General features: G+C 72.9%; 12 protein-coding genes. 5 read left to right on the top strand and 7 right to left on the bottom strand.

Annotated features, from left to right (window positions below; all coding sequences use genetic code 11):
* Nucleotides 1-34: 34 nt before the first annotated feature.
* From ACMXGY_RS04495 to ACMXGY_RS04475, 5 genes are all read left to right on the top strand, one after another.
* On the top strand, nt 35-2182 hold the full coding sequence (locus tag ACMXGY_RS04495; RefSeq protein WP_483775689.1) for an alpha-glucuronidase: 2148 nt from the start codon (nt 35-37) through the stop codon (nt 2180-2182).
* Nucleotides 2183-2213: 31 nt separating this feature from the next.
* Nucleotides 2214-3662, top strand: coding sequence for a serine hydrolase domain-containing protein (locus tag ACMXGY_RS04490; RefSeq protein WP_483775688.1), 1449 nt, complete (start codon nt 2214-2216; stop codon nt 3660-3662).
* A gap of 172 nt (nt 3663-3834) precedes the next feature.
* Nucleotides 3835-4503: an ANTAR domain-containing protein gene (locus ACMXGY_RS04485; protein ID WP_483775687.1), complete on the top strand. Its 669-nt coding sequence runs from the start codon at nt 3835-3837 to the stop codon at nt 4501-4503.
* A 115-nt stretch (nt 4504-4618) separates the two neighbouring features.
* Nucleotides 4619-5329, top strand: a complete 711-nt coding sequence (locus ACMXGY_RS04480; RefSeq protein ID WP_483775686.1) for a GAF and ANTAR domain-containing protein — start codon at nt 4619-4621, stop codon at nt 5327-5329.
* Nucleotides 5326-6021: a GAF and ANTAR domain-containing protein gene (locus ACMXGY_RS04475; protein WP_483775685.1), complete on the top strand. Its 696-nt coding sequence runs from the start codon at nt 5326-5328 to the stop codon at nt 6019-6021. Before ACMXGY_RS04480 ends, ACMXGY_RS04475 begins: the two co-directional genes overlap by 4 nt.
* An 18-nt stretch (nt 6022-6039) precedes the next feature.
* On the opposite strand, the gene ACMXGY_RS04470 is transcribed toward ACMXGY_RS04475, so the two are convergent.
* The 7 genes from ACMXGY_RS04470 to ACMXGY_RS04440 all read right to left on the bottom strand — a co-directional run bounded on the left by ACMXGY_RS04470 (nt 6040) and on the right by ACMXGY_RS04440 (nt 16775).
* On the bottom strand, nt 6040-8151 hold the full coding sequence (locus tag ACMXGY_RS04470; RefSeq protein ID WP_483775684.1) for a beta-galactosidase: 2112 nt from the start codon (nt 8149-8151) through the stop codon (nt 6040-6042).
* Nucleotides 8152-8195: 44 nt separating this feature from the next.
* Nucleotides 8196-8912 carry a DUF624 domain-containing protein gene (locus ACMXGY_RS04465; protein ID WP_483775683.1) on the bottom strand — a complete coding sequence of 239 codons (717 nt, stop codon included), beginning with the start codon at nt 8910-8912 and terminating at the stop codon, nt 8196-8198.
* On the bottom strand, nt 8909-10471 hold the full coding sequence (locus tag ACMXGY_RS04460; protein WP_483775682.1) for a GH39 family glycosyl hydrolase: 1563 nt from the start codon (nt 10469-10471) through the stop codon (nt 8909-8911). Before ACMXGY_RS04460 ends, ACMXGY_RS04465 begins: the two co-directional genes overlap by 4 nt.
* 128 nt (nt 10472-10599) lie before the next feature.
* Entirely contained in the window at nt 10600-12264 is a 1665-nt protein-coding gene (locus ACMXGY_RS04455; protein ID WP_483775681.1) for an ABC transporter substrate-binding protein, read from the bottom strand.
* An 85-nt stretch (nt 12265-12349) separates the two neighbouring features.
* Nucleotides 12350-13288 (bottom strand): carbohydrate ABC transporter permease, encoded by a 939-nt coding sequence (locus ACMXGY_RS04450; RefSeq protein WP_483775680.1) that lies wholly within the window; start codon nt 13286-13288, stop codon nt 12350-12352.
* The gene (locus tag ACMXGY_RS04445) at nt 13282-14322 is read right to left on the bottom strand and encodes an ABC transporter permease (protein WP_483775679.1); all 1041 of its coding nucleotides are present in this window, start codon (nt 14320-14322) and stop codon (nt 13282-13284) included. Before ACMXGY_RS04445 ends, ACMXGY_RS04450 begins: the two co-directional genes overlap by 7 nt.
* Nucleotides 14319-16775: a beta-xylosidase/alpha-l-arabinosidase gene (locus tag ACMXGY_RS04440; protein WP_483775678.1), complete on the bottom strand. Its 2457-nt coding sequence runs from the start codon at nt 16773-16775 to the stop codon at nt 14319-14321. Before ACMXGY_RS04440 ends, ACMXGY_RS04445 begins: the two co-directional genes overlap by 4 nt.
* Nucleotides 16776-16872: the final 97 nt, after the last annotated feature.

Here is a 16872-nt window from a genome sequence, read left to right as displayed (position 1 = left end):
CTCACGCTCGAACCGTCCCCGAGGAGAGACCTCCGTGACCATCCCGGACCACCCGTCCGCGCGCCCTGCGGTGCACCCCGCCTGGCTGCCCGACGCCGCGACCGCCTTCCTGCGCGGCTGCACCGTCCGCGTGGTCGGCGAGGGCCCGCTCGCCGGCACCGTCCGCGCGGAGGCCCGCCGCGCGGGCGCGACCCTCGTCACCGACGGCGGCCCCGCCGACCTCGCACTCCATGACACCGGCTCGGAGAGCACCGCGGCAGCCGAGGGCTTCACGCTCACCCGCGACGACACCGCGACGACGATCGAGGCGGACGGCGACGCCGCCCTCCTCCACGCCTGGTTCCACGTGGTCCGGACGGGCACGCTGACGGCCACGACGGCCACGACGATCAGGGCGACGCACGCTGCAAGGCGCGATGCCGGGCGGCGGCGGCGGGTCGTGGAGGGTCTGGCCCCCGGCAGCGAACGCCACGAGCCCCAGCACGCGCTCCGGATGCTCGACCACTGGGACAACGTCGACGTCCACCCCGTCATGGGCCAGGTCGAGCGCGGCTACTCGGGCGGCTCGATCTTCTACGCGGACGGGAAGGTCCGGGAGGACCTGTCGCGCGTCGAGCAGTACGCGCGGCTGCTCGCCGCGACGGGCGTGAACCGGGTCGCGATCAACAACGTCAACGTGCACGCCCGCGAGGCGCGGCTGCTCACGGACGACCTGCCCGACGTCGCGCGGATCGCGGCGGCGTTCCGGCCGTGGGGCATCCGGGTGCACCTGTCGGTGAGCTTCGCGTCACCGATCGTGCTCGGGGGGCTCGCGACGGCGGACCCGCTCGACCCGGACGTCCAGGCCTGGTGGGCCGACGCCGCCGCCCACGTGTACGAGGTGGTCCCCGACTTCGGCGGGTTCGTCGTCAAGGCGGACTCGGAGGGCCAGCCGGGCCCGTTCGCGTACGGGCGAGACCACGCCGACGGCGCGAACCTGCTCGCGCGGGCGCTCGCCCCGTTCGGCGGGACGGTGCACTGGCGCGCGTTCGTGTACAACCACACGCAGGACTGGCGGGACCGGTCGACGGACCGGGCGCGCGCGGCGTACGACCACTTCGCGCCGCTCGACGGCCGGTTCGACGACAACGTCGTGGTGCAGGTCAAGCACGGGCCGATGGACTTCCAGACGCGCGAGCCCGTCTCTCCCGTGCTGGCGGCGATGCCGGGCACGCGCCTGGCGGTCGAGCTGCAGGTGACGCAGGAGTACACGGGCCAGCAGCGGCACGCGTGCTACCTCGGCCCGTGGTGGAGCGAGATCCTGGCGTTCCGGCCCTGGGGCCCGACGGCCGCGGGCGCCCACGGGGACGTCGCGTCACCCACGGTGTCCGACGTCGTCGCGGGGGCGGGGCCGGGCGTGTCGCCGTCGGTCGTGGCCGCGCGGGGCGGGGGCATCGCCGCCGTGTCGAACGTCGGGGACGACCCGTTCTGGACGGGTCACCCGTTCGCGCAGGCCAACCTGTACGCGTTCGGCCGCCTCGCGTGGGACCCGACGCTCGACGCGCGCGACGTGCTCGACGAGTGGGTCTCCCTGACGTTCGCGCGCGAGGTGCCGCGCCCGGGCGAGGACTCGGTGGACCCGCGCGTGCGGGACGCACTGCACGCCGTCCTCGACGACTCCTGGCGCACCTACGAGTCGTACACGGCACCGCTCGGCGTGGGGTTCATGGTCGCCCCGGGCCACCACTACGGGCCGTCGGTCGACGGCTACGAGTACACGCCGTGGGGCACGTACCACTTCGCGGACCGCGACGGCGTCGGCGTCGACCGCACGCGCGCGACGGGCACCGGCTACACCGGTCAGTACCCGGAGCCGTGGCGCGAGGTGTACGAGTCGCTCGCGACCTGTCCCGACGAGCTGCTGCTGTTCTTCCACCACGTGCCGTACGGTCACGTGCTGCACGACGGCACGACCGTGGTCCAGCACGTGTACGACACCCACTTCGCGGGCGCCGAGCGCGCCGAGGAGTACGCCCGCACCTGGGACGGGCTGCGCGGCGCCGTCGACGACGCGGTGTTCGCACGCGTCGCGGAACGGCTCGCGGAGCAACGGCGATCGGCCCGGGAGTGGCGCGACCAGGTGTGCGCGTACTTCCTGCGCAAGTCCGGTGTTCCGGACGCGCGCGGCCGCACGATCTACTGAGCACCCTGTCGAGCACCGGAGGAACGCACGCATGACCGACCCGTCCGCGGCGGCGCCCGAGGCTCACGGCATCCCGACCGCCGCGGTGCTCGAGCTCCTCGACGCCCTCGAGGGAGGCGGGCTCGACCCGCACGGCCTCGTCGTCGCACGCCACGGCGTGCCCGTGGTCGAGGCGTCGTGGGCGCCGCACGACGCCGGGCTGCCCGGCCTGGTCTACTCGGTCTCGAAGACGTTCACGGCGATCGCCGTCGGGCACCTCGTGGACGAGGGCCGGCTCGCCGTCGACGACCTCGCGGGGAAGCTGCTCGGGCTGCACGACCCGACCGGGCTCACCGTGAAGCACCTGCTGACCATGAGCACCGGTCACTCGGCGCAGCAGCTCGCCGAGATCGGGTTCGACCTCCCGCGCCTGCTCGCGACACCGCCCGAGCACGTCCCGGGCGAGCACTTCGTCTACAGCTCACCGGCCTCGCGCGCGCTCTCGGCGATCGTCACCGCGGTCACGGGCGAGCGGCTGCTCGACTACCTTCGCCCCCGCGTGCTCGACCCGCTGCGCGTCGAGCACCCGTGGTGGGTGCCGATCGACGGCCTCGACCAGGGGTTCTCCGGCCTGCACGTCACGACGCCCGCGCTGGGCCGCCTCGCCGTCGCGCTGGCCGACGGCGGACGGTACGACGGCGTCCAGGTGGTCCCGCCCGCGTGGCTGGACGAGATGCGCGTGCCGTGGTCGGACACGGCCGTGCACGGCGGCGCCGCCGGGGTGCCCGGCGGGGAGCCGCCCGACTGGTCGCGTGGCTACGGGTACCAGGTGTGGTCGAGCCGCCACGGGTTCCGGGCAGACGGCGCGTACGGGCAGTTCGCGATCGCCGTCCCGGAGCGCGCGCTCGCGATCGGCTACCGCGGGTCGACGCGCGACACGCAGTCGACGCTCGACGCGATCTGGGCGTTCGTCGAACGCGTCGACGACGCGACGACACTCCCGCCCGGCCCCGGGGCCGGGGCGCGCCTCGCCGACCGGCTCGCGCGGCTCGACGCCTGGCCGGGTCCCCTCGACCGTGAGCTCGACCCGTGTCCCACGCCGCAGGACGTCATCAGCCCGGTGCCGTGGACGCTCCACGCCGCCCGTGCGGGGTCGCCCTTCGCGTGGCGCGTCGACGTCGGCGGGCAGCAGGTCCCGGTGGCGGAGCACTCGTGGACGACGCGCGTCCTGCCCTGGCCGTACCCCGCGGAGGGCTCCGGGCCCGATGCCGGCCCGGTCGTCGACCCCGTGCTCGTGGCCTCGGCACGCGCCCGCGCCCTGCCGGACGGGAGGGTCGAGCTCCACGTGGTGCTGCCGACCTCGCCCCACCGCCTCGTCGCGACGGGCCGTCCGGGCGAGCGGCTGACCCTCGGCTGGCACACGACCCCGCTGTGGCACCCGAGCCTGACGACGCTCGTCGTCCCGGCCGCCCACGCCGCACGGGTCGTGAGCCCGGTCTGACGTCGCGGCGAGAAGGCGTCGACGCGGCCCCGGGGCGACCCGCACGTGGGCGGCGCAGGCGTAGGCTGAAGGTTCGGGGCGATCACGTGGTTCCGGCACAGAGCGGCCCGGCAGATCCGCTGCCTCGGCAGGCTCACCACTGGCGGTTCGCCGTCGGACGGGACGCGGACCGATGGCTCTCTCGAGCTACCTGCAGGAGTACGCCGAACGTGCCGCGGGGGTCCTGGGCGAGGACGTCGAGGCGTCGATCACGGTGCGCGAGCACGGGCTCACGCTGCGCGGCGGGAGCAGCGACGCCGGCTCCGCGCGCTGCGACCAGGCCGAGGCCCGGGCGGACGCAGGGCCGTGCATCGACGCGATGGTCGCCCAGGACCAGCTGGACGTGCCGCACGTGGCGCACGAGACCCGTTGGACGAGCTGGCGCGAGCAGACCACGCACGAAGGCTTCGTCAAGGCCCTCGCCGTGCCCGCCCAGGTCGCACCGGGGGTCGCGATCGCGCTCAACCTGTACTCCCGTGCACCAGGCCGGTGGCCGGACGATCTTCCCGGCGTCGCGGACGCCTACGCGCGCCTCGTGGCGGCAGGCGTGAGGCTGCACCTGCAGTTCGCGGAGGTCGACGACGCCGCGGCAGGCCTCTACCGGTCGATGTCGGACGCCGTGGCCGTCGAGCAGGCCGTCGGAGCGATCATGGAGACGAACGGGGGAACGCAGGACGACGCCCGGGCGGCGCTGCGCTCGACCGCGGACCGCCGGGGCGTCGATGAGCGGGTCGTGGCGGAGTCGATCCTGCGCACCCTGGTCTGGGGCGGGCACGGGGACATCGTCGACCATGGCCACTGAGCCGTGCCGCTCGAGCCCGGCCGCCTCGAGTCATGTCGAGCCGGGCCGGGTTCCCGGGCGAGCGCGCGCGCTGGTGGAAGAATGTCACCAGGACCCGACCGGACGGAGAAGCGTGGTGGACGCGTCACAGCTGCTCAGGCTGCTCGCGCGCGCTCTGGCGGACGTCGAGACCGAGCTGCCGATGCCGTCACGGATGTGCCGGGCTGCGGTGGAGGTCCTCGGCGCGCAGAGCGGGGCGGTCGTCGTCTCGGCGACACCGGAGGAGCGGCTGACCGTCAGCACCTCGGACGGCATGTCCGCGCACATCGAGGACCTGGAGCAGCTGCTCGGTGAGGGGCCGGGGCGGCTCGCGCTGGACCAGGACCGGATCGTCGTCGCCGAGCTCGACGGGGGGAGTCCGATGGATGCCTCGTTCCCGCTGTTCTCCTCCCTCGTCAGCGAGCTCAGCGGTCCGGCGACCTTCTATGCGGCCCCGATGCGGGTGGGCGGCCACACCGTCGGCGTGCTCACCCTGTACGTGAGCGGGGGACGCCTGACCCGTGACCTCGCGGACCTGCAGTTCCTCGCGGACGCGGTGGGCGCGGCGGTGGTGGGCGACGTCGACTCGCTCGACTGGTCCATCCGGGCGCAGGTCCACCAGGCGGCAGGGATGGTGACCGCGCAGCTGCGCATCCCGCCCGCCGACGCGCTCGCCGTCCTCCGGGCGCACGCGTTCGCCGCGTCGAGCACCCTCGACGCCGTGGCGAACGACGTCATCGCGCGTCGACTCACCTTCACCCAGGACGGCCTCGACGCGGTCGAGTCCGAGAGAACCGAGGAGCCATGACGCCGCACTCCCCTTCCGACGCTCTCGCCGCCGCAGCCGCCTCGCTCCTGGACGAGCACGACCTCGCCGGTCTGCTCCTCCAGCTCGTGCAGGACGCCGCGACCTTCACCGGCTGCGACGCCGGTGGGCTGCTCGTGCAGGCCGAGGGCGGCCAGGAGGTCCTCACCGCGACGTCGCACGCGGCGACCCACCTCGAGCTCTACCAGGCCCTGCGTGCGGAGGGCCCCTGCCTGGACGTGCTCCACACCCAGGCGCCGATCCACGCCACTGGCGTCGACGAGCTGACGCAGCGGTGGCCGACCGTCGGGCCGGCCGTCGTCGAGGCCGGCTTCCAGGCCGTCCACGCGACCCCGATGTTCTGGCGGGGCGACGTCGTCGGTGGTCTGAACCTCTTCGCGCGAGCACCGCTGGTCCTCGACGACACCAGCCGCCGGACCGCACGGGCCTTCGCCGACATGGCCACGCTCTCGATCGCCCAGCCCGAGTCCCCGAGCAAGGACGACGTCCTGCGCGGCATGTCGCACGCCCTCGGCGCGCGGGTCGTCATCGAGCAGGCGAAGGGCGCGCTCGCCCAGGACCTCGGCCTCGACATGGGCGCCGCGTACGACGAGCTGCTCGACCGGTCGAAGCGGCACAGCAGGTCCCTGACCGCGACGGCGCGCGACGTCCTGTGGCAGGCGCAGCGCCCGTAGGCCTGCCGACGCCCGGTCTCAGGAGCGGTCCTCCCGCAGCACGACGACGCCGGTCGGGGCGAGGCGCAGCGGCTCGCCGCGCTCGATCCGCCGGCCCGTGAGGAGGTCGGTGCCCGACGCGTGGGCCGGGACCTCGACCGCCTCCTGGGCGTGGTTGAGCACGAAGGCCGTGCGCTCTCCGTCGCGCTCGCGCACGGCCAGCTCGAGGTCGGGGACGTCGGCGTACGGCCCGACGAGGGCGTGCCGGTCGAGCACGCGCCGCACGACCCAGGCGACGCCTGCGTCGTCGAGCGCCGTGGCGACGTACCAGGCCTCCCCGGGCGCGCCGTCGGCTCCCCCGACCCGGTGCCGGGTCACAGCGGGCGTGCCCGCGTAGAACTCGGCACCGTACGTCCCGACGACCTCGGCACCCTGCGGGACGACGACCTCGAAGACGAGCTCGGCGCCCACCACGAGCGGGGCCTGCGCGCTGCCGGGCGTCCCCACGGTGCCTGCGACGTCGTCGAGGTCGGGGTCGTGCAGCGCGACGGGGTTGACGACGCCCGGCTCGGCCGAGTCGGTCTCCTCGACGCGCAGGCCGAACAGCGGACCGAGCGGGCCGGGAGCGTCCAGGAGGAACGCGTTGTCGTGCTCGTCGACGCGCCCCGCCCAGAACGACGAGAGCACCGTCCCGCCGCGCGCCGTCACTCCCTCCAGCCGCGCGGCGACGTCGCCCTTGAGCAGGTGCAGCATGGGCGCGACGACGATGTCGTACCGCGACAGGTCCGCGGTCACCGGCACGACGTCCACGTCGGCGTTCGCCTGCCAGAGCGCCCGGTAGTACGCCAGGGCTGTGTCGACGTAGCGCGCGTGCCGGTTGAAGCCGTCCGTCATCTCGGCCGCCCACCAGGAGTCCCAGTCGAACAGCAGCGCCACGCGCGCCGGGGTGCGTGCGCCGAGCACGGCGTCGCCGAGGTTGCGCAGCTCGGCGCCCAGCGCGGCGATCTCGCGGAAGCTGCGCGTGTCACGACGGCCCGCGTGGTCGAGGACGGCGCCGTGGTACTTCTCGCACGCACCCCTCGACTGCCGCATCTGGAAGTACAGGACCGCGTCGGCGCCGTGCGCGACGGCCTGCCACGACCACAGGCGCAGCACGCCCGGACGCTTGACCGGGTTGACGTCGCGGCTCGCGGTGATGGTCGGCGTCTGCTCCATGACCCAGAACGGCGCGCCGTCCTTGAGCCCGCGCATCAAGTCGTGCGCGAGCGCCATGCGCGCGTGCTCGCGCTGCCCGGGCGGGTAGTTGTCCCACGACGCGAAGTCGAGGTCGTCGGCCCAGCGGTGGTAGTCGAGCGGGCGGAACATGCCCATGAAGTTCGTCGTCACGGGCGTCGTCGCGTCGTGCTCGCGGATGCGGGACTTCTCGTCGCGAAAGTTCTGCCGCATCGCGTCGGTCATGAAGCGGCGGTAGTCGAGCGTGATGCCCTGGAACGCGGTGTGGTCGGGCCCGCGCCAGTGCTCGGTGAGCTTGTTGGGCGGCACGACCTGGTCCCAGTCGGAGAACAGGTGGGACCAGAACGTCGCGTTCCACGCCTCGTTGAGCCGCTCGATCGTGCCGTACCGCTCGCGCAGCCACCCGCGGAAGGCGACGGCGCAGCGCTCGCACCAGCAGCCGCCGTCGTACCCGCCGTACTCGTTGCCCACGTGCCACGCGACGAGGCCGGGCGTCCCGGCGTAGCGCTCCGCGATGCGGCCCGCGAGCTCGGCGGACAGCCGCCGGTAGACGGGCGAGCTGGGGCACGCGTTGTGCCGCTGCCCGTACGCGTGCGCCCGGCCCTCGAAGTCGGTCCGGTTCACCTCGGGGTACGCGTGCGCGAGCCACGGCGGCAGCGCCCCGGTCGAGGTCGCGAGGACGATCTTCCGCCCGCCCTCGACAGCGCGTGCGACGATCTCGTCGAGGCGCGTGAAGTCGTAGACGTCCTCCGCGGGCTGCAGGTACGACCAGCCGAAGACCGCGAGCGTCACCGTGTCGATCGACGCCTCGTCGAACGCGGCGTAGTCGTCCTCCCACACGTCGCGCGTCCACTGCTCGGGGTTGTAGTCGCCCCCGTAGAGGATCTTCTCGGTCGCGGGGAGGCGGGCGGGCGTCATGACGGGAGGCTCCTCGGGGGGTCAGGGGCGGATCAGTCGGCTGGTCAGGCGATGAAGCGGGTGCGGACGTCGTCGAGCATCCGCCGGTCGTTGCGGTACCAGCACCACGCCCACATCCCGCCGACGAGCGCGAGGACGCCGTCCGTCGCGAACCACGCGACTCCCGCGGCCGCGACGAGCAGCGAGACGACGCCGAGGCTCACGAGCGGCAGGCGGCCGAGGTAGTAGGCGGCGAGGCGCGCGACGTCGCGGGTGCGGAACGAGTAGAACGTCGCGATCGCGACCGCGTGCAGGCCCCAGACGAGCGCGAGGACGGCGATCACGACGAGCACGCCCGCGTAGGTCGGCCCGACCCCGGCGGCGTCGGCGTTCGCGAGCACGACGCCCACGACCGCGACCACGACGAGAGCGGGCGCCCACACGCGCAGCACGTCCAGCGCGTTCCGACGGTACCCGCGCCAGAAGGCGCGCGCGGGAGCCACCTCGTCCGCTGTCTCGCGCGCTGCCACGGCGTGCAGCGCGGCGGAGAGCGCCGGCCCGAGCGGGACGGCGGCGAGCGCCGCGAGGGGCGCGTTGGACGCCGAGCGGTCGAGCAGCAGGAGCAGGACGAGCGTCGGCATCGCGGCCAGCGCGAGCAGCGCGGTGACGACGACGTACCAGTAGACGAGCGCCGTCGCGCGGCCGAGCGTGCCCTGGTTCAGCTCACCCGGGAGCGGCGCGCCCGTGCCCGACGGCGGCGCGGGTCTGGTCAGGTCGCTCATCGCGCGCTCTCCCGGCCGAGGACCCGGCCGAGGATGCGGTCGTCGTCGAGCCACGGCGGCGTCTCGTCGCGGACCGGGTCGATCTCGACGAGCGTGACCTCGTGCCGGGCGAGCGTGAGCACGAGGTCCACGCGGCCGCCGTCGACAGGCAGGGACGTGAGCGAGCGTGCGGGCTCGGCCGCCTCGTGGAGCAGGTCGAGCTGACGCGAGGTGGGCGACTCCGGGCGGCCCAGGTGGTGCCACGCGGTGAACGCGTTGCCGTCGGTCTCGTTGACGACGCTGCGGTGCACGGACGCACGGGCGGGACCGTCGGCGCCCGCGGGTCCGGCGCCCGGAGCGCCGACCGGGACGGAGAGCCGCACCTCGTGCCGCTCGGGCTCGGCCGGGTCGTCGGTGCCGCCGACGGGCTGCCACGCGAGCACGGTGACCCGGCCCGCGGCGTCGCGCGTCACGAGGTGGTCCTCGCCGCGCGCGAGCACGTCGGTGCCCATGCGGGCCATGAACGCGTAGAGGTGGTACGTGGGCTTGCGCACCTGGCGGTGGGCCACCATGCCGAAGCCGCCGTGGAAGATCGACGTGGGGATGTTCTCCTCCTCGAAGACGTCGCAGAACGTCCAGTACGAGAAGGAGTCCACCACGTCGCCGCCGGCCGCGAGCACGGGGGCGAGCGCGGCGGCGTTGTACGCGGTGTCGTGCACGGGGTTGTCCGGGCGGTAGCTCGTGTTGAACTCCGTGACGTGGGCTGGCAGCCCAGCCAGGCGGGTCCCGGCGAGGAGCTCACCGGGCCGGGCGAACTGGTCGAGCAGGTCGGTCGGGCGGCGCAGCGTCTGGTAGACGCCGAACGGGACGTGCTGCGCGGGACCTGTGGTGTACGCGTGGAACGAGACGAAGTCGCACGGGAGGTCGCGCGCGGCGACGGCGTCGGCGAACGGCGCCCACCAGTCGTCGGCCCCGGGCGAGATCGCCGGGCCGCCCACCTGCAGGTCGGCGTCGACGTCCTTGACGGCGTGCGCGGTCGTCTCGTAGAGGCGGAGGTACGCCTCCTGGTCGGCCCCCTCCCAGAAGTTCACGAGGTTGGGCTCGTTCCACACCTCGACCGGCCACGTGCGGACCTCGTCGATCCCGTACCGGTCGACGAGGTGGCGCAGCACGGCGGAGACGAGCGCGGCCCACTCGCGGTGGTCGCGCGGCGGCGTGACGTTGCCCTTCCACCAGAACACCGTCTGGTCGCCGGACGCGAGGCCCGACGGCATGAACCCGAGCTCGAGGAACGGCTTGATCCCGAGCGCGAGGTACGCGTCGACCACCTGGTCGACGTACGTGAACGCATACCGCGTGCCGTGGTGCCCCGCGACGTCGTACGGGCGGTGGATCCCGACGTCGTCCGACAGCAGGCCGTGGCCGCGGACGTACCGGAAGCCGATCTCGGCCTGCACGAGCGCGAGCGACTCCTGGTAGTCCTGGCGCAGCGCGAGGTTGAAGCGGCCCGTCCCCACGCACGTGCGCCATGCGTCGGACAGGACGGTGACGGGCTCGGACGGGACGACGACGGGTGTCACGGGACGGCTCCAGGTCTGGGGTCTGCGAAGGGTCGTACGGCGCGCCGACGGTGCGGGACCGCCGCCGCCCGGCAGGGCGGCCGGGCGGCGGCGGTGGGGAGTCCCCGCGGCGTCGGCGCCGGGCGGCGTCAGTCGCCCTGGCGCGCCAGGGCGGCGTTGTTGGTCTCGATGAGCTGCGTCCCGCCGAGCCCGTCGATCTCCGCGACGTACGCGTCCCACTCGCTCAGCGGGCGCTGGCCGGTGACGAACGCCGCGGTCGCCGCCATCACGGCGTCCTTGATCTGCGTGTCGAGCAGCGAGGTCTGCTCGAGCTCGAGCTCGTCGAGCCCGGCCGACGGCGGCACCGGGAGCGTCTCCTTCTTCGCCAGCACGGCGTCGGTCCACTCCTTCGTCTCCTCCGACATGACCGACTGGAGCAGGTCCTTGGACGAGCCGTTGGCCAGGAGGAACACGCCGTTGCTGTAGCCGAAGTCCGCGTTGAGCTTCTTCGGCGCGTCGGGGTTGAGCGCGTTCCAGCCGACGTCGGGCTGGAGGGCGCGCACGCCCGAGCCGTCCTTCGTGTACGTCTCGCCCTCGACGCCCCACTGGGCGAACTCGATGCCCTCGTCGGAGTAGTAGAGCCAGTCGACGAACTGCAGGAGCGCCTTGAAGTGGGGCTGCTCGGCAGCGTCGGACGAGATCATGAGGCCCGACGAGAGCCGGCTGCCCGCGAGCTGGCCGCCGAACGGGCCGTCCGGGAGCACGATCAGGCGCAGCGGCACGTCGGGGTTGCCGGCGTCGGCGAGCTTCTGGCGGTAGGAGTTGATCTCCTGGGTGTTGCCCGAGATCGCGGCGACCTGGCCGCCGAGGAGCTTCTGGACCGCCTGGTCGTCGCTCTGGGTGATCTCCGGGTCGAGCGAGCCCGCCTCGACGAGCCCGGCGACGTAGGTGACGAGCTCCTTGTACGCGTCGGTCGTTCCGGTGAGCTCGAACTCCTCGCTCTCGGGGTTCCACCACGTGTTGGCGTAGCCCCAGCCGCCGCTCGTCCCGAAGTTCGGTGCCATGTACTGGAGCATGGCGCCGAGCGGGGTCGTGTCCGTCCAGCGGTCCGTCATGGCGTAGGAGAGCTCGGGGTTCGCGGCCTTGACCTGCTCGAGCTGCTCGGCGAACTCGTCCCAGGTCTCGGCGTCCTCCGTGATGCCGGCCTTCTCGAACAGGTCCTCGCGGATCACGACCGAGTACTGGACGTCGGGGATCTCGCGCAGGCCGGGCAGGATGTAGTACTTGCCGTCGGCCTGGCGCTTCGTGTCGAGCTCGGCCTGCAGGTCCCAGTCCTCGACCTTCTGGGCGAAGTTCGGCATGTACTCGAGGTAGTCGGAGACGGGCAGGACCGCGCCGCCGGAGACGAACTGGACCTCCTGGCCCGGGTAGGTCACCGGGATGAGCTCGGACGCGTCGCCGGCGCCGATGAGCAGCGACTTCTTGTTGTCCCAGTCGGCCAGGGGCACGTCGGTCCGCGTGAAGGTGACGTTCTGGTTCGCCTCGAGGTTCTCGAAGATCGACCAGTCCTCCTTCACCGGGTAGTTCGGGTGGTCGCGGTACATGAGGGAGAAGTCGACGGGCTCGGTGGCCTTGAACGTCGTCCCTGCTTCGAACTCCTCCATCGCGCCGACGGAGTGCTCGGCGTCGATCGTGACGGCGCCGCCCTCCTCGGCCTCCGGTGTGTCGCCGCCGTTGCCGCTGCATGCGGTCAGGACCAGGGCCAGGGTCGTCGCGGTCGCCAGCGCGGCGGCCGGGATTCGGGTCTTTCTCATCTCTCTCCTCGGGTGACGAGCTTCGTCGCTCTGACGTCGCTGAGATGTGCGGGTGGGTCGTGGTGCGGGTGCTTCGTCCGAGAGGTCAGCCCTTGACGGAGCCGAGCATCACGCCCGAGACGAAGTACTTCTGGACGAACGGGTACAGGCAGACGATCGGCAGGACGGTGAGGAGCATGGTCACCGACTGGATGTTGGCGCCGATCTGGACGGTGTCGCCGCCGGCGCCACCGGTCACGGCCTCCGTGCCGGTCGCCGCGGCGATGAGGTTGCGCAGGTACACCGTGACCGGGAACAGCTCCTTCTGGTCCAGGTACAGGAACGCGGTGAACCACGAGTTCCAGATGCTCACGGCGTAGAACAGCGTCATCGTCGCGAGCACCGCCTTCGACAACGGCAGGACGATCCGCGCGAAGACGCCGTAGGTCGACATCCCGTCGATCGCCGCCGCCTCCTCGAGCTCCGACGGGAAGTTCTCGAAGAACGACTTCATGACGAGCAGGTTGAACACCGAGATCGCGCCCGGGAGGATCACCGCCCACATGGTGTTCCGCAGGCCCAGGACGTTGGCCACGAGGATGTAGTTCGGGATCAGCCCGCCGCCGAAGAACATGGTGAACACCGCGAGGCCGATGAAGAAGTTGCGGCCCTTGAGCTGCGTGCGGCTGATCGCGTAGGCGTACGTCGTCGTGAGCGCCATCGCGACGACGGTGCCGACGACCGTGTACACGACCGTGTTCTTGTAGTTCGTCCAGAACAGCGGGTCGCCCATGACGACCTGGAACGTCTCGAGGTTGAACCCGCGCGGCACGAGGTTGACCTCGCCCGCCGCGATGTAGCCCTCGGACGAGAACGCCTTCGCGAAGAGGTTGACGAACGGGTACAGCGTCACGACGCAGATCGCGACGAGCACGAACCCGTTGACGACACGGAAGACCCGGTAGCCCAGGGAGTCCTTGATGGCCCCGGCCTGCTGGCGCACACGGGCGATGTCGGGGGCCGCGGTCAGCGGGTCGGTCACCACAGCGAGGCTCCTGTCAGGCGGCGCGAGAGGGTGTTCGCGGTGAGCACGAGGACGAGGCCGATGACGGCCTCGAACAGCCCGATCGCGGTCCCGTAGGAGAACTGCGCGGACTGGATGCCGACGCGGTAGAGGTACGTCGAGATGACGTCGCCCGTGGAGTAGATCAGCGGGTTCTGCAGCAGCAGGACCTTCTCGAACCCGACCGCCATGAAGGAGCCGATGTTGAGGATGAGGAGGACCATCATCGTGGGCCGGATGCCCGGCAGCGTGATGTGCCACGTCTGCTGCCACCGGTTGGCGCCGTCGATCCGCGACGCCTCGTACAGCTGGTCGTCGATCGTGGTGAGCGCCGCGAGATAGAGGATCGTGCCCCACCCGACGGTCTGCCAGACCTCCGACGAGACGTAGATCGTGCGGAACCACTCGGGCTGCTGCATGAAAGCGACGGGGTCGCCGCCGAACGCCTCGACGATCTGGTTGACCGTGCCGTTGATCGACGTGAGCTGCAGCACCAGGCCGGCCACGATGACGATCGACATGAAGTGCGGCAGGTACGAGACCGTCTGCACGACGCGCTTGAACCGGCGCGAGCGCAGCTCGTTGAGCAGGAGCGCGAACACGATCGGCAGCGGGAAGCAGATCACGAGGGTCAGCAGGCCGAGGACGACCGTGTTCCAGAACACCTGCCAGAACTGCTGGTTCTGGATGAACATCTCGAAGTAGTAGAGCCCGACCCACTCGTCGCCGAACGGGTTGCCGCCCGGCCGGAACCGACGGAACGCGATGACGTTCCCCAGCATCGGCAGGTACCGGAAGACGAGCAGGAACAGCACCGGCAGCACGAGGAACGTGTACAGCCGCCAGTCCTTGCGCAGCGCGACGCGCCACGTCACGTGGCCGGCCCGGCGTCGGCGCGCCTTGCGTTCCCCGCGACCCTTCCCGGGTTCGCCGGGGCGTGCGTGCTCGGCCGCGGCGACGGCGGTCGCGACGTTCGTGGCCTCGCCGACGTCGACGGGGCCCTGGTCCAGGGTCATCCCACGCTCACCTCCTCGTGATGGTTCTCGTGCAGGCCGGGCTCGGCGGGCACCCCGGGTCGCTCGACCCGGACGTCGGTGACGAGGCGGCGCGTGTGGTCGACCTCGCGCTCGACCCCGACGAGGCGCAGCGGGAGCGTCGCGACCGCGTCGGCGCTCGAGCGCGAGACGCGCAGCTCGACGTCACCCGGCTCGACGACGCGGTGGCCCTCGACGCCCGTGAACGACGTGACGTCGGCGGGGACCGTGAAGGTCACGGTCGCGACCTCGCCCGGGCCGAGCGCGACGCGCACGTAGCCGACGAGGCGCACGACGGGCCGCGTCACCTGGGCGACCGGGTCGTGCAGGTAGAGCTGCACGACGTCGGCCCCGGCGACCGCGCCGGTGTTGCGCACCGTCACCTCGACGTCCACCTCGCCGTCGACCGGCCAGACCGCGGCCTCGGGGCGGTCGGGTGCGGCGGCCGGAACCACCGGGCTCACGACGCGCACGCCCTCCCACGCGAACGTCGCGTAGGACAACCCGTGGCCGAACGCGAACGCCGGCGTAGGGTCGACGTTCGAGACGCCGGAGCGCAGGCCGAGCGGGGCGGAGAGGTACGTGCCGGGCTGCCCGCCCGGGTCGCGCGGGACGCTCACGGGCAGGCGTCCCGACGGCGACACCTCGCCCGAGAGGACCTCGGCGAGCGCCCGGCCGCCGAGCTGCCCGGGGAAGAACGCCTGCACGACGGCGGCGGGCGGCGTCGGCGAGCCGAGGAGCGCACCCAGCGCATAGGGCCGGCCCGTGAGCAGCAGCACGACGACGGGCGTTCCCGTCGCGAGGACCGCGCGCACGAGGTCCTCCTGGACCCCCGGCAGCCGCAGGTCGGCCGCGTCGCAGCCCTCGCCCGAGGTGCCGCGCCCGAAGAGCCCGGCCTGGTCGCCCACCGCGACGACGCACACGTCGGCGGCGCTCGCCGCCGCGACGGCGTCGGCGAACCCGCTCGTGTCCGTCCCGGTGACGTCGCAGCCGCGGGCGTGCACGACGTCGAACCGCGAGCCGAGCTCATCGAGGACCGTCGGGATGTCGATCCCGGTCTCCACCTCGGGGTGGTGCGAGCCGACGTGCGCGGGGAAGGAGTAGCAGCCGAGCATCGCCATCGGGTCGTCCGCGAGCGGACCGAGGACCGCGAGGCGCGTCCCGGCCCTGAGCGGCAGCGCGCCGGCGTCGTTCGCGAGGAGCACGACGGCCTCGCGGGCGAGGCGCAGGGCGAGGTCGCGCCCGGCCGCGTCGTCGAGGTCGAGGCCCGCGCCGCCGTCGGGCACGGGCTCCCAGCCCGGGTCGAGCAGGCCGAGCTCGACCTTCTGCCGCAGCACGCGGTGGAGAGCCACCTCGACGAGCTCCTCGTCGACGTCACCGCGCCGCACGGCGTCGGCGAGGGCGGGTCCGAACGTGTCCACGGTGGGCAGCTCGACGTCCACCCCGGCGCGCAGCGCGAGCCGTGCCGCGTCGGTGCCGTCGGCCGCGACGCCGTGGAGCCGCTCGAGGAACCGGACACCGAAGTAGTCGGCGACGACCGTCCCGTCGAAGCCCCACGTGTCGCGCAGGAGGCCGGTGAGAAGCCCGCGGTCGGCGGCGGACGGCATCCCGTCGACGTCCGTGTAGGCGTGCATGACGGAGCGCGGGCGGCCGTGGCGCACGGCGGTCTCGAAGGGCGGCAGGATCACGTCGGCGTACTCGCGCGGGCCCATCGCGACCGGCGCGAGGTTGCGCCCGGCGCGCGACGCCGAGTACCCGGCGAAGTGCTTGAGCGTCGCGACGACGCCGCTCGACTCGAGCCCGCGCACGTAGGCCGCACCGACCGTGCCGACGAGGTACGGGTCCTCGCCGATGGTCTCCTCGGTCCGCCCCCAGCGGGGGTCGCGCGTCACGTCGAGCACGGGCGCGAGGCCCTGGTGCACGCCGGCGGCCCGCATGGTCGCGCCGATGCGCGCCGCCACCGCCTCGACGAGCTCGGGGTCGAAGCTCGCACCCCACGACAGCGGGACGGGGTAGGCCGTCGCGCGCCACGCCGCGAACCCGGCGAGGCACTCCTCGTGCACCTGGGCCGGGATACCGAACCGGCTCGCTGCCATGAGCTCGCGCTGCGACCGGGCGAGCGACCGCGCACCGGCCTCGGGGCTGACGGGCACCGTGCCGTAGGGGCGCGTGAGCTGACCGAGGCCGTGCTCGATCACCGACTGCCACGAGGGGACGTCACCCGTCATGTCGGCCTGGTGCGGTGCCACGCCGCCTCCGGACGCGTCGGCCCCCACCCACACGCCGACGAGCTGCGCGATCTTCTCCTCGAGCGTCATGTCGGCGGCGAGCGCCCGGGCGCGCTCGGCGGCGGCGAGCCGCACGTCGCGCCACGGGGGCGTGGTGCTGCCGTCCTGCCGGTCGCGTGCTGCGGCCGGGGTCGTCTGGGTCGTCAATCGCGTTCCTCGGTTCGGTCACGTCGTCGTGCCTCGCCCGGCGGGGCCGGGCGTCCACGGCATCGTGGAGTTCGAAAGTATCGGGCAAGACTCCGAT

It is taken from the genome of Cellulosimicrobium sp. G4 BAM 1002 (assembly GCF_057126935.1).
This window is presented reverse-complemented; position numbering and strand designations above follow the sequence as displayed.